Raw genomic sequence first — 19440 nt, 5'->3', positions numbered from 1 at the left:
AGAACAACACTAGCCACGTGGTGGCTCCGGTACGCGAACGCCGTGGAGGAAGGCGTCGGCGAAAATCTTGCAGACTTCCTGGATGTCTGGGAGTTCCAGCCCGAGGACGCCCTCGGCCGCGGGACGAAGGGCCGTGTGCATAACGACAGGTGCGAGCAGTTGCTGTGTCAGCACGGTCACCGGTAGGTCGCGAATGCGGCCAGCGGCAATCTCGCCGGACAGCCATAGTCCAACGCTGCCGAGCATGCGCGGTGCGTTGTGTTCGATGAGCTTGCGCACCGATGGGTCGAAAGGGCGGGCCATGATCTCGGCATACATGGCGGGCATGACCCGCGGCTTCTGACTGAAAGCTTGGACGAGGCGTTGGTAGATGCGATGGAGCTTTTCCTCGGTGCCCACTGAGGAGTCGCCCACGGTGTCCTCGATATCGACGATGGGCCCAAATCGGTCGAAGGTGGCGCGCAGTAGCTCGTCGCGACCGCCGAAAGCGGCGTAGAGGCTGTGCACCGAGCAATCCGCTTGGGTTGCCACGGCTTCCAGTGTCACTGCCGCCAAACCGCGCTCATCGATTAGTTCGGCGGCGGCGACAGTGGCGCGTTCTCGCACAGGCGCGCGCCCGCCCGGATCGACGCCGGTCTCGCGGACGGCGGCGTCCAGCGCCTGCCGCGTGCCGCCCAGCCGGCGCAACAGCGTACTTCGGGACACTCCGGCGGCGCGGGCGACTTCCACCAGCGGGACGTCCGCGACGTCCTTGCCGAGCGCGTGCGCAGCCTGCAGCGCCGCGTTCACCAGGTCCTCGGTCACCGGGGTACCTGTCTTTGCTGAGGTCACAGCGCGATGATACCGCTAGACGTGGAACTCCATTAAATGTAATCTGTATTTGAATTTCAACGGTCGATGAATACATGAGAGGGGCGAGAAGATGAGCGAGAAGACGACATGTGTCGTGGTGGGTGGCGGTCCGGCGGGCATATTCGCCGGTCTGCTCCTCGCCCGGGCCGGGGTAGAGGTCGTCGTGTTGGAGAAGCACGGCGATTTTCTGCGGGACTTCCGCGGCGACACCGTGCACCCGTCCACCCTGCGGTTGCTCGACGAGTTGGGTCTCTTCGATCGATTCGACAAGCTGCCCCACACAAAGCTGCAGCGGATGAGAGTGACCAGGCCTGACGGCGAGCAGATTGTGATGGCCGACCTCACCCGGTTGCGCACCCCGCACCCCTATATCGCCATGGTGCCGCAGTGGGATCTGCTGGACATGTTGGCCGAGGTGGGAAGCGAGGAGCCGGATTTCAACCTCCGTATGCGGCACGAGGTGACGGGCTTGATATGGGACGAGTGCGGCCGGGTGGCCGGGGTGCGCTATGAGAGTCCGGGCGGAGCCGGTGAGCTACGCGCGGATCTGACACTCGTGTGCGACGGGCGCTGGTCGCTTTGCCGTCAGGAGGCCGGCCTTGTGCCCCGCGAATTCTCCGTGGGAACCGATATCTGGTGGTTCCGTGCCCCGCGCGTTCCGGGAATCGGCGAGGAGTTGGTTCCGCGCTTCAAAGACGGAAAGCTCTTGGGGATCATCCCTCGTCAGGGCTACCTGCAGATTCCGCAGTTCATCCGCAAGGGAGACGACGCGCGACTACGGGCACGGGGAGTGGAGGCATTCCGTCGCGATCTCGTCGACGTGGTGCCGGAATTGACGGATGTGGCCGGTGAGATCGGATCGATGGATGAGGTAAAGCTGCTGGATGTGCGGGTAAACCGGTTGTCGCGCTGGTACACCGACGGGCTGCTGTGCATCGGCGATGCGGCCCACGCGATGTCGGGCCTCGGTGGTGTCGGGATCAATCTTGCCGTTCAGGACGCTGTCGCGGCAGCCCGTATCCTCGCCGCTCCGCTGCGTCGCAAGCGCGTCACCTGTGCGGACCTGGCCGCCGTGCAGCGCCGCCGGATGTTCCCGGCGGTAGTCACCCAGGCCGCACAGCTCTTCGCGCATCGTTACCTCGTGGATCCGGTGCTCACCGAGAAGAAGTTCCGTGGCCCTGGTTGGTTGGTGCCGATCATCTCTCGTTTCCGGTGGCTCACCGTGCTTCCGGCGTACTTCATCGGTATCGGCGTACGGCCGGAGCACGCACCGGACTTCGCCCGCAGGGCCGCCGTGGGCACGCCCGGGTCTATGGTGAGCGGGTGAGTGGAATTGAGCGGGTGATCACCCGCGGAACTTTCGAACTCGACGGCGGCAGTTGGGAAGTCGATAACAACATTTGGATTGTCGGCGAGGGCGATGATGTGGTGGTCTTCGATGCCGCCCACTCCGCGCAGCCGATCATCGATGCGGTCGGCGGGCGCAATGTGGTCGCGGTGGTGTGCACCCACGGACACAATGACCACATCACCGTTGCCCCTGAGCTGAGTCAGGCTCTGGATGCGCCGGTGCTGCTGCATCCGGCAGATGATGTCCTATGGCGAATGACTCACCCGGACAAAGATTTCCGTGCCGTCGAGGACGATATGGTGTTGCCGGTTGGCGGCCTGGAATTGCACGCACTGCATACCCCGGGGCACTCCCCGGGTTCGGTGTGCTGGTACGCGCCCGAACTGCGAGCGGTGTTCTCCGGGGACACGCTCTTCCAGGGCGGACCGGGTGCCACGGGCAGATCGTTCTCCGATTTCCCGACGATTCTGCGATCCATTTCGGGACGGCTCGGGCCGCTTCCGGAAGACACCGTGGTCTACACGGGCCACGGCGATACCACCACCATCGGTGATGAGATCGTGCATTACGACGATTGGGTGGCTCGCGGCCACTAGCGTGCTGCGGTGCGGAACCGTTCGCGGTAGGCCTTAGGTGAGACACCGAGCTCGCTGACGAACGCCCGGCGCAGAGTTTCGGCGCTCCCGAACCCGGCGATCCGGGCGGCCTCGGTCACGGTGCTGCCCGCATCCAGGGCGCCACGTGCGGCATCTATGCGGACGAGCTCCACGTATCGCGCTGGGGTGGTGCCCAATTCAGAATGAAAGAGCCGCGTAAGCTGCCGCGCGCTCAGCGCTGCCCGTGCCGCTAGCTTGGCGACGCTGTGGTCGGCGGCGGGGTCGGCGGCTATTGCGTCGGTGGCAGGGCGCAGCGCCGAACCGGTGGGCAGGGCGGACTCTACGAAGACAGAGAACTGGGACTGTCCACCCGCCCGCTTCAGGTAGACGACCAGCGACCGGGCCACGTCTCGGACCATCTCCGATCCGTGGTCATCCTCGACCAGAGCCAACGCCAAATCGATGCCCGCGGAAACCCCGGCCGAGGTGAAAACATTTGCGTCCCGGACGAATATCGCATCCGGCTCGACGGTGACGTTGGGGAACGCGCGCTGCAGCAGGCCGGTGTGGCGCCAATGAGTGGTGGCCCGGCGATGGTCGAGCATGCCCGCCTGGGCCAGCAGAAACGCTCCGGTGCATATCGACGCGATGCGTCGGCAGCGCGCTTGCAGCTGGGCCAGGGCGGCCACCAGAGTGGGGTTCAGCGGGCTTCCGATCAGTACGTCGCCGCCCGCGACCAACACGGTATCGGCGCACTCGATCGAGTCGATTGTCTCGGTGACGGAGAACGGCGATCCGATCGAGGTCGACACGTCGCGGCCGTCGACGGAGGCGACCACCAGCCGGTAGTTGGCGCCGAACCGGTTGGCTTCGGCGAATACTTCGGCAGGCCCCGCGAGATCTAGCAGCTTCATGCCGTCGAACACGACGATCGTGATGAGCCGCTCATCGGACATGCCCTCAGGATCGCAGACGCGCGCCGGCCCGTATGTCCGGATCTGTGGGATCGACGGCCGTCTTACCTCTCTCACCGGCGAGCTGCGGGCTCACAGACTCGTGGGGAACGGAGTTCCGCCGGATACGAGCCACATCAGATGAAAGGCATGCCATGACCGAGATCGCTGGAGTCGAGATCCCCGATACCCCACTTGTCCGGGAGATTACCGAGTACATCCATGACACCGAGGATGACCTACTGTTTCACCACTCGCGACGGGTGTACCTGTTTGGCGTGCTGCAGGGGCAGCGCCGCGGCGTGAAGCCCGATCTTGAGTTGTTGTACGCCGGGGCGATGTTCCATGACATCGGGCTCACCGATGGCTACCGCGGTTCACCGCTCCGGTTCGAGGTCGACGGCGCCAATGCCGCCCGAGACTTTCTGATCGAGCGTGGGGTGGGTGCCGAGGACGCGCAGAACGTGTGGCTGGCGATTGCGCTGCACACCACGCCGGGAATCACCGAGTTCCTCAGCCCGGAGGTAGCGCTGGTGACTGCCGGTGTCGAGACAGACGTGGTCGGGATCGACCGGGATGCACTGTCCGGTAAGGATTTAGACGAGGTGGTTGCCGCGCACCCGCGGCCCGATTTCAAGAACCGGATCTTGCGCGCCTTCTTCGAGGGAAACCGGCATCGTCCGCGTAGCACTTTCGGCAACATGAACGCGGATGTCCTCGCGCACTTCGACCCTTCTTTCGTGCGCGACGATCTGGTAGATCTGATTCACGCCAACAGCTGGCCGGAGTAGGTCGCACGCCCACTAGAACGGCGGCGGATCCTTGGCGGCAAGCGCAGCCAGTGCAGCCTCACGTTGTAATCGTTGTTCGCGATTCAAGTTTCGTTCAGTCCGCCGCCTACGGTCACGTGCCTGTTGGCGGGTGTGGTGGCGAGTAAGCGCCGGGAAGAGGAACCAGCTGACCGGGGTGGTGGCATAGCGATGCCCCGTCGGAGACTTCCAGATCACGGTGCCGTCGGGTTCTTGAAGCTCCGTCCACTGGCCGAAGGTCTTCAGGAGATGATGCTTGCGGCACAGGGCCTTCAGATTGGCGCCAGTGGTGGGGCCACCCGTGGCCCAGGGCACGGTGTGATCGATATCGGCGCGGTCGGCGACGGCTTCGCAACCGGGGAACCGGCACAGTTGATCGCGGGAACGTACGAAGGCGGCAAGCTTGGCGGAGGGGCGGTATCCGGTGCTACGTGAGTCCGTGAGGTTGCGGGTTGGGGTACCGGCGACTGCGGCACGGGCTGACTCAGCGGCCAGGACCCCGAAGCCCGGTACATGGGCAGGGCAGTCGTCACTGCCGGCGAGGGTGGATTGGTTGATGACCACGTTGACCACCACGGGCACGTCGGCGGTATCACGGCCGGAGCAATCGGGGTGTCCGCAGGCGCAGCGCATTCGGTTGAGACCTTGGGTCAATGCACCGACGGCATCGGCGCGACGCTGGGTCTTGGACCGGGGATCCGCCGGGCACACGGTGCCGGCCAAGAGATCCAGGCGCTTGTCCAGCGCCACGGCATGGACGGCCTGCAGGGTGCCCCAGACCTCGGCGACCGGCTCCCCGTTTCCGAGGGGGCGAATCTCCAGATGTCGTTTGTCGGTGGCAGATCGGTTGCGCCGCACGGCGTCCTGATCGAAGTGAAGCACCAGTGCATCGAGCGCTGCGGTGATGCGTTTGTGTGACCAGCGTGCCCACCGCGGCAGCGCGCGCACGATGGCGGCATCTACGCGTGCCACCACGGCTTCGTCGTCGACGAGTTCGGTGCGATTGATGATCAGCGCAACGGTCCGGAAGTCGAGATCACCGGCCGCGAAGCGCTCCGCGACTGCCCGGAGGCGGTGTCGCAGAACCTGGGCGTAGCGCATTTGGCTGGACGCCAGCGCGTGCGTGATGCCTTGGGCCGCGGCGACTTCCGAGGCGACCCTGTCCCAACGATCCAGTGCGTGATGGTCGCGCTCATCGGGCTTGCCGAGATCGGCGTGCCGGTCGACAAGCACTCCGATCGCGTCCAATTTCCGGGCGCATGCCTGCGCCTCGGCGCGTTGTGCGGACGCGATCAGATCGATCAGCTCCACATCGCCCAACTCATCGAACATGCGTTTGATTTTAGTGAGATCGGTGGGAGCACGGCGTGTATGGGGCCGTTGTTGTGGATGAACTCCGGATTGTGGATAAACCGCGGGCCGCCTATGCGATCGGGGATCGGTCGGCCGCCGCGGGGGCCACGGCTAGTTTGTGTGTGCGTACGCGTCGAGAGCCTCGGCGGCGCAGCGGCGCCCAACCTCGATCACCTCGGTGGCCCGGTGAAAGTCGAGACTGCGGCTGACGCTGCGGGGTACCTCGATCAGGACATCCGGTGGATGCGCGGCCAGCTGCATGCGGGCAAGTTGTGACTGCATGACCTCGATGGTGCGGTTCATCACCTCGAAGCTGGTCAGTTTCGCGGCGGGGTCTGGCTGGCCTGCCACCTCGGGATCGTCGGTTGAGAACAACGCCGAGGTGCTCCGCAACAGACGGTTCAGCCATTCCGTGGTGACACGCGGTTCTCGCGGTTCTGGCTCCGGTTCCGGCGGCGCGGGTGCGCGCCGCTCGTCGCCCCCGCTGAGGGTCACCGCGACCCGCAACTCGGCGTGCACTCCAGCGAGGGGAGCCACGGCAGGCAGGTCCAAAACGCCACCGTCGGCGAGCACCCGCCCATTGAGAACATGTGGCGAGATCATCCCGGGAATCGCGATTGATGCACGGATGGCGGAGGCCAGTGAGCCATTCTGCAGCCACACCGACTTGCCGGCGATCAAGTCCGTCGCCACGGCCGTGAACGGAATCGGCAGGTCTTCGATCGCGACATCTCCGAGCAGCTCGCGTACCACGTCAAGGATCTTTTCCGCGCGAAAGAAGCCGGGGCTGGTCCAGGTGGGATCCAACAGCCTCAGTACCGCCCGTTGGGTCAAAGATGTTGCCCACAAGGCGAATTCGTCGAGTGCGCCAGCGGCCTCCAGGCCACCCACCAATGCGCCCATCGATGATCCGGAAATACCGGAGATCTCAAAGCCGCGCTCGTGTAACTCCTGGATCACGCCGATGTGTGCGTAGCCGCGTGCTCCGCCAGCGCCCAGCGCCAGCGCGATCTTCGTGCCGGGTACACCCGTGCTCGCCTCGCCTGTCATCAGCTCAATCTTGGCAAGAGTGTCACCGTGTGGCCAGGTGAGGTCTGCGACACCCGGCTACCGGCGCGCGTGTGGGTCCGATGCGTTGAGTGTGGCCACGACGTCGTCGTAGTCTCCGCGGACCTCGCCATAGCGCAGGAACTTCACCCGTTCGACCTGGATCTCGTGGGCATCGGGCTCGCTCTCGAGCAGCGCGATCACTTCGTCGATGAAATCCTTCAGGGGCATCGCGAATTCGCTCTCTTGTTGTCCGGGCATCAGGTTCGTTCGGACCGCCGGTGGCAGCAGTTCTTTGACCTCGACACGGGTGTCTGCGAGTTGTAGCCGGAGCGACTCGCTGAGCATGTGAATGGCGGCTTTGGACGCGTTATAGCTGGGCGTGACCTTCAGCGGCGCAAAGGCCAGCCCTGATGACACGGTGATGATGGTGGCTTCCGGCCGCACCTGCAGATGTTCGATGAAGGCGGCGATCAAACGAATCGGGCCGAGCACATTCGTGGTGACGATCTCCTCGGCGGATTGCAGAAACGACTCGGGGTGATGCCAGTCTTCGACGCGCATGATCCCGGCCATGGTGACAAGGATGTTGAGGGTCGGGTGGTCGGTAAGTACCTGTTGGGCGGCGATGTCGATGCTCGCCGGGTCGGAAATGTCGATGCGCACGGTCGAAACCCCCGGGTGATCCCTGCGGATCTGATCCAGTAGCTCGATGCGCCGGCCACCTACGATCACGGTATTGCCCTTGGCCTGCAAGGCCAGTGCGAGCTCTAAACCGATCCCGCTGGTGGCTCCGGGGATGAACACCGTGTTGCCCGAAATCTGCATAGGAAGCCCTTTCGATCATTATGTGTACGTACCGTACATATATGTAATGTACGGTACGTACACATAGAGGGCAAGGAGTGGAGGGGTGCGGTGAACGGAACTCGGCCAAGGCAGCCTCGCCGTGGGCGGCGACCGACCGAAGAGGTGCGCGAGGAGGTGCTTCAGGCGGCGGGTGAGTTGTTGTTCACCGAAGGCATGGGAGGGTTCACCATCGACAAGGTCGCCGCTCTTTCCGGCGCGAGCAAGATGACGATCTACAAGTGGTGGCCGTCCAAGGGGGCGCTGGCGCTTGACGGGTATTTCAGGAAGGTGGAACCGGACCTGAATTTCCCGGACAGCGGTGAGATCGAGCGCGACCTGCGCGCGCAGATGCGGGCCTTCCTCGGTGTCATTCGGGATACGGCTGCGGGTGCCATCATCGGCGAACTCATCGGCCAGGCCCAAGTCGATCCGGAGCTCAAAGCTGCTTTTTTGCAACGATATTCGGGACCACGCCGTGCCCTGGCAGTCGCGGCGATACGCCGCGCGCAGGAACGTGGACAGTTGCGTGCGAACGTGGACCCCGAGGTCATGGTGGATCAGCTGTGGGGCGCCTGCTACCACCGGCTACTTGTGCCTGACCAGCCGTTGACCGCGGGATTCGTGGACGCCTTGCTGGATAACCTTTTCAAGGGAATCGGGGCATGACGCCGCTCAGGAGTGGGGGGGAATAAGGGGTGCGGGGCCGATGGTTTGATGCCACATGCCACGCAAGTTCACCGAAGCAGAACGCCATGATTTCCTTGCCGCGAAGCACGTCGCGGTGTTGTCTGTTGCGACCGACGACGGACGCCCGCCTGCGAGTGTGCCGATTTGGTACGACTACACACCCGGGGGCAATATCCGGATCAATACCGGCGCGGGAAATCGAAAGGCACGCTTGATCGAGCGGGCCGGCGCCATAACGCTCACAGTGCAGCATGAAGAGCCGCCGTACCAGTATGTCGTTGTCGAGGGAACGGTTGTCGATACGGAGCGGCCGGCCTCTGCCGGGCCAAGGGAAGAGATCGCCATCCGCTATCTCGGCGAGGAGGCGGGGCGCGAATTCGCGCGCAGTTATGACAACACCGATACCGTGCTGTTCACGATCAAGCCCGATCGGTGGTTCACGGCGGATTTTTCCGGCGAGCTGTAACGACGCGGCGGCGTCCGCGTGCTACGCCAGTGCGAGGAATAGCTTCTCAAGCTCGGCCTCGGTCATCGGCGCGGTGTTGCCGCTCTTGTCGGCGGCGATGCATTCACGCAGTCCGGTGGCAACGATCTTGAAGCCGGCACGGTCGAGTGCCCGTGACACCGCGGCAAGCTGAGTGACCACATCTTTGCAATCGCGTCCGTTTTCGATCATGTTGATCACTCCGTTGAGCTGCCCCTGTGCTCTGCGCAGCCTACTGAGGATGGCGGAGATGCTGTCCTGGTCGTCAATCATGAATCTACCTTTCGGGGCCCGTAGCTATGTTCAGTATACCCTCCTGGGTATAGGGTCGCCGACCGTTTGGCCGTGCTTCCGCGGTGGGACCGGTGCGAACTCTCAACGGCCACCAGAACCACGGGCCGAGCAGCCCGGCTAAGGACGGGGTCATCAACGAGCGCACGATGAGTGTGTCGAACAATAGGCCCAGGCCGATGGTGCTTCCGGCTTGCCCAATCGAGCTCAAATCGCTTGCCACCATGGACATCATGGTGAACGCGAAGACAAGCCCGGCAGATGTGACGACTCCGCCGGTTCCCCCCATGGAACGGATGATGCCGGTCTTCAAGCCGGCGCCGATCTCTTCCTGAAAGCGTGACACCAGCAACAGGTTGTAGTCCGAGCCGACGGCCAGCAGGATGATCAGTCCGAAGACGGGTGCAATCCAGTTGAGCTCGAGACCGAAGATGTGTTGCCACACCAGTACTGAGATCCCGAACGCGGCGCCGAGCGAAAGTAGCACAGTTCCGACGATGGCCAGCGAGGCGACAAATGCCCGAGTGATGATCATCATCACGGCGAAAATCAGTGTCACGGCCGCGATTCCGACAATCAGCAGGTCGTACCGCGAGCCGGACTGAATATCTCGATAGATTGCGGCGGTGCCTGCCAGATAAAACTTGGCGTCGGTCAGGGCGGTTCCCTTGACGGCTTGATGGGCGGCCTCTAGTTCGGACGTCACCGTGGAGATTCCAGCCGGAGTGGCGGGGTCCCTGTCATGGGTGATGATGAATCGCGCCGCGGTGCCGTCGGGCGATAGGAACAGCTTGAGTCCGCGCTGAAAGTCTGGGTTTTGGAATGCTTCTGGTGGGAGGTAGAAGTAATCCCCGCTTCGGGACGCGTCGAACGCCTGTCCCATGGCGCTCGCGGTGTCGGTCATGTGCGCCATCTGCGTGATCAGGTTCGAGAAGCTGCTATGCATGGTCAGCAGGGTGTCCTGCATGGACCTGGCAACGGCGATGATCGGTGGAAGCTGCGCCGCCATCTGGGGAATGACCGCGTCGACGTTCCCGATGTCTGTGGTCAGCGCGCGCATCTTGTCGGAGAAGGCGTCGACGCCGTCGAGTGCGTCGAACACGGATCGGATCGCCGAGCACGCGGGGAGGTCGAAACAGTGTTGTTCCCAATAGAAGTAGTTGCGCAGTGGCCGTACCACGTCATCGAAGTCGGCCAGGTGATCGCGAATCTCCTCCAGCGTCGTCTTGGCGTCCGTCATGTTGGCGGACATGCGGTGGGTTGCACTGCTCATCTGACCCAGCAGGGACTGCATGCGCTCCATGGCACCGATCAGGGCATCGAGGTCCTTGCTCATGGAGAGCATGTCCGCTGCCCGGTCCTTCATGAATTGAAGGTTCTGCTGGATGGGAATCGATTGGGCACTGATCTGGAACGGGATGGAGGTGTGCTCGATGGGGCCGCCCAAGGGGCGGGTGATACTTTGCACCATCGCGATTCCCGGCGAGCGGAACACCTCCTTGGCGATCCTGTCCAGGATGATCATGTCCCCGGTATTACGCATGTCGTGATCGCTTTCGATCATCAGAATATCGGGATTCATTGTGGCAGAGCTGAAATGACGTTCGGCGGCGGTGTATCCGATATTCGAGGGTAGGTCTTCGGGGATGTAGAAGCGGTCGTTGTAGCTGACCTTCATGGTCGGCATGATGGCGATACCGACGAGTGCGATGGCCGATGAGGCGGCGAACACCGCGCCGGGCCAGCGCACGGTGGCGGTGCCGATGCGACGCCACCGGCGCACGTTCACTGGGCGCTTGGGATCAAGCAAACCGAAACGCCCGGCGACCACCACTACGGCCGGCGCCGCGGTCAGCGCACCGACGACCACGACGAGTAGCCCGAGCGCGGACGGGATGCCCAGTGCCTTGAAATAGGACAGCCGCGCAAGATGTAGGCACAAGGTCGCTCCGGCGATGGTCAGACCTGAGCCCAGAATGATGTGGAACGTGCCCCGGAACATTGTGTAGTAGGCATTTTCGCGGTCCTGGCCGACTTGACGCGCCTCTTGATAGCGTCCGATGAGAAAGATCGCGTAATCGGTGCCGGCCGCTATCGCCAGTGACGACAGCATCGCCACCACGAAGGTGGAAAAGCCGAGCAGGTCGTAGTTTCCGAGAATTGCGACGATACCTCTGGCGGTGCCCATTTCGAAGCCCACCATCACCAAGACCAGCAACATGGTGCTGACGGAGCGGTAGGTGATCAGCAGCATGATCATGATGACCGCCCCGGTCACCCCCATCATGATCAGCATGCTCTTGTCGGCGGCCTCGTTCATATCCGTGGTCAGCGCTGCTGGGCCGGTGACGTACACGGTGACCCCCTGCGGCGGCGTGGAGTTATCCACGATTTCCCTGACCGCAACCACTGATTTGTTGCCCAAGGTGCTGCCCTGGTCGCCGGCCAGATTGACCTGCACATAGGCGGCCCTGCCATCGCGGCTCTGAACGCCGGACGCTGTCAACGGATCACCCCACACGTTCTGCACATGTTGCACGTGTCTGGTGTCTGCTTGCAGCGCGAGCACCAAATTGTCGTAGTACTGGTGCGCCCTTTCGCCAAGTGGGTCGTCACTCTCAAGCACGATCATCGCAATGCTGTCGGAGTCGGACTCGTGGTACTTCTGGCCAATGTGTTTGGCCGCGATCATCGCGGGCGCATCATGCGGCGACATGGTGACCGCGTGTTCTCTGGCCACTGACTCGATCGGTGGCACAAGGACATTCACTGCGACAGTCATAAACAGCCAGGTGGTCAGGATGGGGACGGCGAATCTGCGCACAAAACGCATGAAGGCCGGTCGTTCGGGGGCCGGGGCGCTCACGCGGCTTTCACCAGACATGAGGTCTGGGCGCGGTGGCCCTCGGTGGACTGTTCGTCTTGGACCCGGCCGTTGACGGATATCCGGCAGCCGAGAGAGGGGCTATTACCTTGTGCCACAACACTGGCAATCACCGCGGGTGCCGATGTTTCGATCGTGTGCGTCCAGGGCAGACTGGTGAAATCGACGCGTTGAGACCGCGCGTCTTTGTCCAGGTAGCTCACCGCGCCCGTGGCACTGCTGGGCCCGTAGACCTCGTAGCGCACATGCTTGATCGTGGAAGACGCGAGTGGTTCCGCGCTCGTGCCCGTTGCCGAGAATATCGGCTCGGACCCGAACGCACCGCGCAGATTCGTCACCGCTATGGCGCCGAGACCGACCGCGCAGGCGACAACCGCGGGAACCCAGGCCCGCTTCAAGACGGATGCTGTGGCTGTACGCATGGTCTGCACCAACTTTCTTCTGTAGACGCGCGGGCTATGGCGACAGATACCATACCCCCTAGGGTATTGACGTCGATAACACCACATATGTCGCCCGCGACGCAAATACCTTAGGGGGTATGGTATGAATGAAAGCGGGGGCCACCTGCGGCAGGCGTCAGTGTGGTCTTTTCTTGGTGTCGGCCTTGATGCACACGTGAAGGGAGATGCCGTATGCCAGCGGATGGCGATGCAGCGGCAAGCGGACCGTTCGATGTGAGGATTTGGCTGGATCCGGTGTGTCCGTTCTCGTGGAACACCGCACGCTGGCTGGACGCGGTCGCGATCGGGTCCGGAATACCGGTCGATTGGCAGCTGATGAACCTGGCCGTGTTGAACGAGGGCAGGGAGCTGCCCGACGTGCAGCAGGCCCGGATGCGGGACTCGCGAAGGGTGGGGCGGCTCATGGCGGGCATCCAGTGCGAGCTGGGCCAGCAGGGTCTGCGCACCGCGTACTTCGCCTTCGGCCGACTGTATTTCGATGAGTCGTTGCCCCTCGACGCGGAACTCGCGGATCGCGTGCTGGGCGCGGTGGCACCCCTGACGACGACACGTGAAACGTTGTCAGATGCCTCATTGGATGCGGAGGTCCGCCGCTCCCACGAGGCGGGCCAGCGCGCGCTGGGCGATGTCGGGGGCAGCCCTCTTATGCAGGTAAATGGACGCACGTCCTTTGGGCCGGTGCTGACGGCTGTGCCAGAACACGACAGCGCTAGGGCGCTTTTTGACGCGGTCGCGGCTCTGGCACGGGTCCCGGAATTCGCTCAGCTGCAGCGCCCCCGACCGGCCCATTAGAAAGCCCACTATTCAATCTATTCAGGAAGATGGAGCGCGGAACATGAAGAAGATCGTCATCCTGGGCGCCGGAATCGGCGGCCTGAGCGTGATCAACGAAATCCGGCAGTCTGACGTACCTCTCGACGGTGTGGACATCACGGTTGTCGACGAAGACTTCTCACATTTTCTCGGTTTCACGTTGCCCTGGGTGATGAGAGGTTGGCGGGAAGTCGAGAGCGTTCCGATTCGGCCGAATGCCGAGTCTCTGTCGGGGGTAACCGCCATTACAGGGTCGGTGACCGCGATAGATCCCAACGCCCACACGGTGACCCTGTCCGACTCGTCGACGCTGTCCTTCGATGCCCTCGTCATCGCCACGGGCGCCCGTAACGCTCTTGACAAGGTGCGCGGACTGGCCGAATCGGCCGCCCGGGGCGACGCGGTGCACTACTACAGCGTCGCGGGGGCTGGTGATGCCCGCCGCGCCTTGGCGGATTTCTCAGCAGGCAAACTGGTCTTTCTGGTGACGTCGCAGCCGTTCCGCTGTCCGGTGGCCCCGTACGAAGGTGCGCTACTGGCCTCGGATCTACTGAATGAGAAGAACGTACGATCAGCCGTCGAGATCAGTATGTACACCCCGGAGGTGCACCCGATGCCCTCGGCGGGGCCGTATGCCGGACCGCAGCTGGTGCAGTTGCTCAAGGACAACGGCATCACCTTTCATGGTGAACGCACGACTGAATGTATCGACCCGGAGCGCAAGGTTGTCGTGTTCGGCGATGGCACCACCGCAAGCTTTGACTTACTGGTGTTCGTGCCGCCGCACGAGCCGTCGGTCACGATCGACGGGCAGGGATGGATCGCTGTCGATGCGGAAACCATGCAAACCCAGTACGACGGGATCTGGGCGATCGGCGACACCGCGGCAGTCACATCACCGTCCGGCAAGCCGCTGCCGAAAGCCGCGATTTTTGCCAAGAATGGCGCAAAAGCAGCTGCCCAGAACGTTCTTCATTACCTGGGCCGGTCCGACAGGAAGGCGGTGCTGTCAGGCCTGGGGTACTGCTACCTCGACACTGGTCAGCACCGCGCGGCGCAAGGTAAGGGCGATTTCTTCACGCTGCCGCATCCGGCGATCACCCTCACCGAACCTTCGGTGGGTCAGCATCACGACAAGCGGGATGAGGAGGCCCAATGGCGTGATATGTGGGAGTCCCGTTCCGGTGCTTGATATCTCGCCATCCTCACGACCGCTCGCGTATGGTGGATAGGCGTGACTGCTCCCAGTGCAAACCCCGTACCAGAGACCACTGAGGAATTTTCGGAGCGCCTCACCGCGGCCATCGACAATGCCGCCCTGGTCCTGCTGATGAGCATCGGTCATCAGACCGGCTTGCTGGACACGCTGGCGGCCTCGGCCGGCTCGACGAGTGAACAGCTTGCCGATGCTGCCGGGCTGGAAGAACGTTATGTGCGCGAGTGGCTGGCGGGGATGACCGTGGCGCACGTAGTGGACTACGAGCCGGTGAGTGCGATCTACACCCTGCCGAGTCACCGTGCGGCGACATTGACGCGCGAGGCCGGCCTGAACAATCTGGCCCGCCTCGCCCAATACTTGCCGCTGCTGAGCGAGGTCGAACAGAAGATTCTGGGCTGCTTCCGCCGGGGCGGCGGCCTGCAGTACCAAGACTATCCACGTTTTCACGCGGTGATGGGAGAGCGCAGCCGTGAGGTCTTCGACAAGGCGCTGATCAGGACGGTGCTTCCCCTGGTTGAGGGGCTTCCGGAAGGGTTGGAAGGTGGCCTGGATGTTGCCGATTTCGGCTGCGGCAGTGGATATGCGATCAATCTTATGGCCCAGGCGTTTCCCGCCAGCCGGTTCACGGGCGTCGATTTCTCGGACGAGGCGATCGCAACAGCGGCTGCAGATGCCGAGCGGCTGGGGCTACGTAACGCGTCGTTCCTGAGTGCGGATGTGGCCACGCTCAACGCGCCGGCCACCTATGACCTCATTACCGCGTTCGACACGATCCACGACCAGGCCCATCCGGCTGCCGTACTCGCGAACATTCATCGGGCACTACGCCCGGGTGGAGTCTTACTGATGGCCGATATCAAGGCGTCCAGTCGGCTCGAAGACAATATCGGCGTCGCCATGAGCACGTATCGGTACACCGTTTCCCTGACCCATTGCATGCCCGTTTCACTCGGCCTGGAAGGCGCCGGGCTGGGCACCATGTGGGGGCGGCAGCTGGCTGAGTCGATGTTGGCCGAGGCGGGATTCTCGGATGTAACGGTCCGCGAAATCGAGCAAGACACCTCCAATTACTTTTACATCGCCAGGAGATGACAGCGGCTGCGCTGTTAGGATTGGGTTTATGCCGCTGGCGCGCCGTGATCGGGGATCAGTAACGCGCCGTGGGCTTCTCGTAGCCGCACTTCTGATGCTGGTCGGTGTTCTGGCCTCCCTGTCGCTGGTTCATTGCCCTAAAGGTGTTGTGGCACTCACTCATACGATGGCATCGAGCGGTTCCCTGGTACCGAGTTCAGCCCTGGCGGAACAACCGGGCGGGGCGTGCGCGTCCCCCGAGGTTGTCATAGCTCAGGACGCGGCGCATGTCATGCGGCCGCCCTCGGTGCTGCCCGAATCCATAACTGCCCTTCGAGATCTGCCCATCCATGGCAGCGTGCGTGGAGCCCGATGGCAACCGGGAAACATGAATCCTTGTGCCGCGCAGAATGGTCGATCGCTCTTGTATCGGATCAGCGTGATCCGGCGCTGATCTGATCTGCGCGCCTTTATCTCTTCAACCACTGAGTGGCCGTTGCGCCGCGCCGTCAGTACCAGCGTGCGCCGAAGCGTGCCCTTTCTAGCACCAATCCGACGACTTGAGGCCGACGATCAATGACTAGTGATGTTTTCGTGAACACCAAAAGCAACGGCAGCACGTGGCGCGACAGCGCCGGGCTGGCGGTCTTACCCATCCGGCTGGTGGTCGGATGGACCTATTTTTCCGCGTTTTGGCGACGGGTCGCACTCGAAAACAAGCTGGACCCAGACGTTTCGGGCTACGTGGGAGAGAAGTTCAATCACTTCCTCCCACAGGCTCTGGGCATCAAACCGATCATCGCCTTTCTGGTCGAGCACCCCGATCTTTTGAAATGGTCGATGGTCGTCTTCACCGTGGTGGAAGGCGTTACGGGACTGTGTTTGATGGCAGGAATTCTCACCAGGGCGATGAGCGTGAGTGTTTTTCTGCTCGCGCTGGGGATATTGTTGGGGTCTGGCTGGCTGGGTACGACCTGCCTGGATGAATGGCAGATAGGCATCCTGGGAATCTCTGCAGGATTGACGCTGTTCCTGGCCGGCGGGGGTCGCTATTCACTGGATCACGTTGTGGTGGAGCGTAATTGCGGGGTTGCCGAGTCGTGTTGGTTCCGATGGCTGGCATCGGGGCCCCTGGACGTGCGCCGTCGGCAGGTACTGGGTGGTGCCGCCGCGGTGCTGACCATCGCGTTGTGCACCAACCAGTATTTCCACGGTGGCCTGTACGGGCCACTACGCAACAAGTCGGTGGCTCCGATCATCGAGGTATCGAACGCGCGCATCTCCGATCGGAACCTACGATTCACCGTGTACCGGACCGAGGGCGTCGATGTCTACGGATCATTCCTGGTGGGCGTCACCGTCACCGAAAGCGAGACCGGACGGGCAGTGGTGGTTCTACGGGCCGAGCAGCTGAGCAGTCTGCCCGCGCACTCCATCACCAATCGGTACATCGCGGCGGTGAAACCCGGAGCGTATGGCGTGATTGTGCCGTTGGGGGCCAAGGCAGAGTTGAACATTGACGGTCTGGACATACGAATCGATCCGCGGCATCACTACAATCTGTCCCTCGCGGACGTCAGCGGTGCGGTGTGGACGCAGGCCTTGCAGATCGACGACTAGCTACCAGACACGGATCCAGTCGACAAGCATCTCCGCGGGATAGGTACCCCCGCGGGGATCGCCGCCGCCGGATCCCGCTACCGCCAGGTTCAGCACGGCAAAGGCCTTGTGGCCGGGATTGTTGAACGGCCAGTCCGCCAGGGAGTTGGCCGGGACCTCGAAATACGGTGTGGCCCCGTCGGTGTAGTCCTTCCAGAACCGGATGCCCTTGTCATCCCACTGGGTGCGCCAGGTGTGCCAGCCGCTGTCGAGAGAGATGTTGTGTGTCTTCCATTCTGAGCCATTGGCCTTGGCGTGCACGGTGGTGGCCGACGGCCAGCTGCCGTTGCCGTACCACTCGACAATGTCGATCTCACCGTCTTGGTCACTGCCGAGCCAGAACGCGGGCCATGCGCCCGGGGTCAGACAGTTGAACTTGATGCGTGCTTCCCAGGTGTAGCCGATACCGAGTTCGGTCGTGCTGTAGATCTTGCCGCCGTAGTAGGTGTTGCCTTCTTTGGCGGCCTTGATCACCAGGTTCGAGTTTCCGTCGAGGAAGACGTTCTTGCGGTCGTCACGGTACTGCCCGACATTTTCTGGGAGTTCCCAGAATGTCGGGTCCTTCATGGTCTCGCGAGCCTTCGATATCGCCCACTTGGAACCATCGGGGGCCGAGCCCGCCGGTCCGTCGAACTCGTCGACGAAGACGTACTTGCCGGTGGGGGGTGCCGCGGGCGGCCGGTTGGGCGGTCCCAGTGGGGACGGTTGCGCCCACGCCTGCGGCATCGAAGCTGCTGCTGCCAACATGCCAAGCCCTGAGAACGCCATCATGCGGCGCCGATCCATGTTCACCATCGTGGCCGACGATAACAGGATTCGCCCGGAAGGGTCCGGGCGCGCAGGAACGGCTGCTATTGGCCCGTGTGTAGCGAGTCACGTCCGGGTGCCAGCATTGCCGCAGTCAGACCGCGGGCGGCCAGATCGTCGGGTAGGGCGGCGCCCGTGGCCAGCGCGGCGCCCGTCCTGGCGAGAGCGGGTGCCATCTGGATGCCGTATCCGCCCTGGGCCGCGTACCAGAAGAAGTCCTCGACACCCGGATCAGCACCCACTACCGGTGTGCGATCGGCGGTGAAGGAACGCAGGCCTGCCCAGGCGGAATTCACGCTCCGAATGCCAAGCGTGGTTGCCTCGTTGATCATTCCGATCGCGCGTGCCATCTCTAACTCGTCCGGTCGCGGGTCGCCGGGTGGCTGCGGCGTCTCATCGGCGGGTGAGCAGAGAAACTGTGCGCCATCGGGTTTGAAGTAGAACGCGTCGGAGGCATCCAGTGTCATGGGAAGCGAGCCGGTGGCGTTCGGGCGGGGCGCCGAGGCCATGAACGCCGTGCGTCGCAGCGGCTGGATACCCACCGGGCGAGCGCCCAGCAGGTGTGCGAGTTCATCGCACCACGCCCCCGCGGCATTGATGACGGTCGCTGCCTCGAAGACCCGCCCCGAGGAGTCCCGCAGGGCCCAGCGCCCATGTCGGCGGGCCCCGCTCACGATTCCTGCCGACTTCACAATGGTTCCCCCACGCCGACGCAGGCCACGCACATATCCCTGGTGCAGGCCATGAACATCGAGCTCCATCGGCGTCAAATCGACCGTCGCCAGCTGGGTGTATCCGGGTCGTAGGTAGGGGTTGATCTCCTCGGCCACCGCGCCGTCGACCAGCTCGGTGTTGCACCCGAGCAGAGCAGCCTGGTGGTGCGATTCCCGCAGTGCATCCGTGTGCGCGGAGTCGGCGATGGTCAGCAGCGGCAGGGAGGTGGCCAGGGGAGGGTCGAAGCCTTCCGGAGGGTCGGTGAATGAAGTCGCGGCTCCCGGCCGTCAACATCCGGATGACCGAATTTCCGTAGTTCTCGATAAAGGTTGCGGCCGACCGCCCCGTGGTGTGAAAGGCAAGGGTCGATTCCCTTTCCAGCAGCGCCACGGTCCGGTGCTCGGCGATTTCGTAGGCGACCGAGGCTCCCGACATCCCGCCGCCAACGACGATTACATCGACGGAGAGTTCGGTCTCGGTGGGGTGGCTCACGTGACCTCCATCTCGGTAAGGCTGAACGTCTCTTCGAGTTCGAGG

Annotated in this window: 18 protein-coding genes and 1 pseudogene; 9 read left to right on the top strand and 10 right to left on the bottom strand. The window is 63.2% G+C overall.

Annotation, left to right across the window (positions count from 1 at the left end; translation table 11 throughout):
* Positions 1–9 precede the first annotated feature (9 nt).
* Entirely contained in the window at positions 10–804 is a 795-nt protein-coding gene (locus MAB_RS24080; protein WP_005064696.1) for a TetR/AcrR family transcriptional regulator, read from the bottom strand.
* Between the two features lie 118 nt (positions 805–922).
* On the opposite strand from MAB_RS24080, the gene MAB_RS24075 reads away from it, so the two are divergent.
* Both MAB_RS24075 and MAB_RS24070 read left to right on the top strand, forming a co-directional pair.
* Entirely contained in the window at positions 923–2179 is a 1257-nt protein-coding gene (locus MAB_RS24075) for an FAD-dependent oxidoreductase (RefSeq protein ID WP_005095777.1), read from the top strand.
* On the top strand, positions 2176–2799 hold the full coding sequence (locus tag MAB_RS24070) for an MBL fold metallo-hydrolase (protein ID WP_005089210.1): 624 nt from the start codon (positions 2176–2178) through the stop codon (positions 2797–2799). The genes MAB_RS24075 and MAB_RS24070 overlap by 4 nt, the downstream gene beginning before the upstream one ends.
* On the opposite strand, the gene MAB_RS24065 is transcribed toward MAB_RS24070, so the two are convergent.
* Positions 2796–3755, bottom strand: a complete 960-nt coding sequence (locus MAB_RS24065; RefSeq protein ID WP_005095773.1) for a GlxA family transcriptional regulator — start codon at positions 3753–3755, stop codon at positions 2796–2798. The genes MAB_RS24070 and MAB_RS24065 overlap by 4 nt on opposite strands.
* Positions 3756–3907: 152 nt before the next feature.
* Between MAB_RS24065 and MAB_RS24060 the strand changes: the two genes are divergently transcribed.
* A complete protein-coding gene (locus MAB_RS24060) occupies positions 3908–4543 on the top strand; it encodes an HD domain-containing protein (RefSeq protein ID WP_005095771.1) in 636 nt (211 codons plus the stop codon).
* A gap of 12 nt (positions 4544–4555) precedes the next feature.
* Here MAB_RS24060 and MAB_RS24055 read toward each other — a convergent pair whose 3' ends face one another.
* From MAB_RS24055 to MAB_RS24045, 3 genes are all read right to left on the bottom strand, one after another.
* Positions 4556–5893, bottom strand: coding sequence for an HNH endonuclease signature motif containing protein (locus MAB_RS24055; RefSeq protein WP_005112649.1), 1338 nt, complete (start codon positions 5891–5893; stop codon positions 4556–4558).
* A 132-nt stretch (positions 5894–6025) separates the two neighbouring features.
* Positions 6026–6964 carry a patatin-like phospholipase family protein gene (locus tag MAB_RS24050; protein WP_005064705.1) on the bottom strand — a complete coding sequence of 313 codons (939 nt, stop codon included), beginning with the start codon at positions 6962–6964 and terminating at the stop codon, positions 6026–6028.
* A 57-nt stretch (positions 6965–7021) separates the two neighbouring features.
* Positions 7022–7789: an SDR family oxidoreductase gene (locus MAB_RS24045; protein WP_005082662.1), complete on the bottom strand. Its 768-nt coding sequence runs from the start codon at positions 7787–7789 to the stop codon at positions 7022–7024.
* A gap of 144 nt (positions 7790–7933) precedes the next feature.
* Between MAB_RS24045 and MAB_RS24040 the strand changes: the two genes are divergently transcribed.
* Entirely contained in the window at positions 7934–8476 is a 543-nt protein-coding gene (locus MAB_RS24040) for a TetR/AcrR family transcriptional regulator (protein ID WP_005064707.1), read from the top strand.
* Between the two features lie 55 nt (positions 8477–8531).
* Positions 8532–8963, top strand: a complete 432-nt coding sequence (locus MAB_RS24035; protein WP_005082660.1) for a pyridoxamine 5'-phosphate oxidase family protein — start codon at positions 8532–8534, stop codon at positions 8961–8963.
* 21 nt (positions 8964–8984) lie between these two features.
* Here MAB_RS24035 and MAB_RS24030 read toward each other — a convergent pair whose 3' ends face one another.
* The 3 genes from MAB_RS24030 to MAB_RS24020 are packed head-to-tail and all read right to left on the bottom strand — an operon-like array spanning position 8985 to position 12578.
* Positions 8985–9254, bottom strand: coding sequence for a metal-sensitive transcriptional regulator (locus MAB_RS24030; RefSeq protein WP_005064709.1), 270 nt, complete (start codon positions 9252–9254; stop codon positions 8985–8987).
* Positions 9255–9258: 4 nt separating this feature from the next.
* Positions 9259–12105, bottom strand: a complete 2847-nt coding sequence (locus MAB_RS24025; RefSeq protein WP_005114814.1) for an MMPL/RND family transporter — start codon at positions 12103–12105, stop codon at positions 9259–9261.
* A gap of 29 nt (positions 12106–12134) precedes the next feature.
* A complete protein-coding gene (locus MAB_RS24020; protein WP_012296795.1) occupies positions 12135–12578 on the bottom strand; it encodes an MmpS family transport accessory protein in 444 nt (147 codons plus the stop codon).
* A 213-nt stretch (positions 12579–12791) separates the two neighbouring features.
* Between MAB_RS24020 and MAB_RS24015 the strand changes: the two genes are divergently transcribed.
* From MAB_RS24015 to MAB_RS23995, 4 genes are all read left to right on the top strand, one after another.
* Positions 12792–13412, top strand: coding sequence for a mycothiol-dependent nitroreductase Rv2466c family protein (locus MAB_RS24015; protein ID WP_005098585.1), 621 nt, complete (start codon positions 12792–12794; stop codon positions 13410–13412).
* A 43-nt stretch (positions 13413–13455) separates the two neighbouring features.
* Positions 13456–14625: an NAD(P)/FAD-dependent oxidoreductase gene (locus MAB_RS24010; RefSeq protein WP_005095711.1), complete on the top strand. Its 1170-nt coding sequence runs from the start codon at positions 13456–13458 to the stop codon at positions 14623–14625.
* Between the two features lie 42 nt (positions 14626–14667).
* Positions 14668–15744 (top strand): class I SAM-dependent methyltransferase, encoded by a 1077-nt coding sequence (locus MAB_RS24005; protein ID WP_005112645.1) that lies wholly within the window; start codon positions 14668–14670, stop codon positions 15742–15744.
* A gap of 555 nt (positions 15745–16299) precedes the next feature.
* A complete protein-coding gene (locus MAB_RS23995) occupies positions 16300–17343 on the top strand; it encodes a TQO small subunit DoxD (RefSeq protein WP_005112642.1) in 1044 nt (347 codons plus the stop codon).
* Here the strand turns inward: MAB_RS23995 and MAB_RS23990 are convergent, their stop codons facing one another.
* Both MAB_RS23990 and MAB_RS23985 read right to left on the bottom strand, forming a co-directional pair.
* Positions 17344–18177 carry a glycoside hydrolase family 16 protein gene (locus MAB_RS23990; RefSeq protein WP_005071913.1) on the bottom strand — a complete coding sequence of 278 codons (834 nt, stop codon included), beginning with the start codon at positions 18175–18177 and terminating at the stop codon, positions 17344–17346.
* Positions 18178–18233: 56 nt separating this feature from the next.
* A pseudogene (locus MAB_RS23985) lies at positions 18234–19395 on the bottom strand (NAD(P)/FAD-dependent oxidoreductase).
* Positions 19396–19440 lie beyond the last annotated feature (45 nt).

It is taken from the genome of Mycobacteroides abscessus ATCC 19977 (assembly GCF_000069185.1).
GTDB classification, from domain to species: Bacteria; Actinomycetota; Actinomycetes; order Mycobacteriales; family Mycobacteriaceae; genus Mycobacterium; species Mycobacterium abscessus.
This window is presented reverse-complemented; position numbering and strand designations above follow the sequence as displayed.

Excerpts from the sequence above, each read along its gene's own strand:
- MAB_RS24065 (WP_005095773.1), bottom strand. The coding sequence starts at position 3,755 with ATGTCCGATGAGCGGCTCATCACGATCGTCGTGTTCGACGGCATGAAG.
- MAB_RS24035 (WP_005082660.1), top strand. The coding sequence starts at position 8,532 with ATGCCACGCAAGTTCACCGAAGCAGAACGCCATGATTTCCTTGCCGCG.
- MAB_RS23995 (WP_005112642.1), top strand. The coding sequence starts at position 16,300 with ATGACTAGTGATGTTTTCGTGAACACCAAAAGCAACGGCAGCACGTGG.
- MAB_RS24015 (WP_005098585.1), top strand. The coding sequence starts at position 12,792 with ATGCCAGCGGATGGCGATGCAGCGGCAAGCGGACCGTTCGATGTGAGG.
- MAB_RS24025 (WP_005114814.1), bottom strand. The coding sequence starts at position 12,105 with ATGCGTTTTGTGCGCAGATTCGCCGTCCCCATCCTGACCACCTGGCTG.
- MAB_RS24050 (WP_005064705.1), bottom strand. The coding sequence starts at position 6,964 with ATGACAGGCGAGGCGAGCACGGGTGTACCCGGCACGAAGATCGCGCTG.
- MAB_RS24045 (WP_005082662.1), bottom strand. The coding sequence starts at position 7,789 with ATGCAGATTTCGGGCAACACGGTGTTCATCCCCGGAGCCACCAGCGGG.
- MAB_RS24020 (WP_012296795.1), bottom strand. The coding sequence starts at position 12,578 with ATGCGTACAGCCACAGCATCCGTCTTGAAGCGGGCCTGGGTTCCCGCG.
- MAB_RS24060 (WP_005095771.1), top strand. The coding sequence starts at position 3,908 with ATGACCGAGATCGCTGGAGTCGAGATCCCCGATACCCCACTTGTCCGG.
- MAB_RS24055 (WP_005112649.1), bottom strand. The coding sequence starts at position 5,893 with ATGTTCGATGAGTTGGGCGATGTGGAGCTGATCGATCTGATCGCGTCC.
- MAB_RS24030 (WP_005064709.1), bottom strand. The coding sequence starts at position 9,254 with ATGATTGACGACCAGGACAGCATCTCCGCCATCCTCAGTAGGCTGCGC.
- MAB_RS24075 (WP_005095777.1), top strand. The coding sequence starts at position 923 with ATGAGCGAGAAGACGACATGTGTCGTGGTGGGTGGCGGTCCGGCGGGC.
- MAB_RS23990 (WP_005071913.1), bottom strand. The coding sequence starts at position 18,177 with ATGGTGAACATGGATCGGCGCCGCATGATGGCGTTCTCAGGGCTTGGC.
- MAB_RS24010 (WP_005095711.1), top strand. The coding sequence starts at position 13,456 with ATGAAGAAGATCGTCATCCTGGGCGCCGGAATCGGCGGCCTGAGCGTG.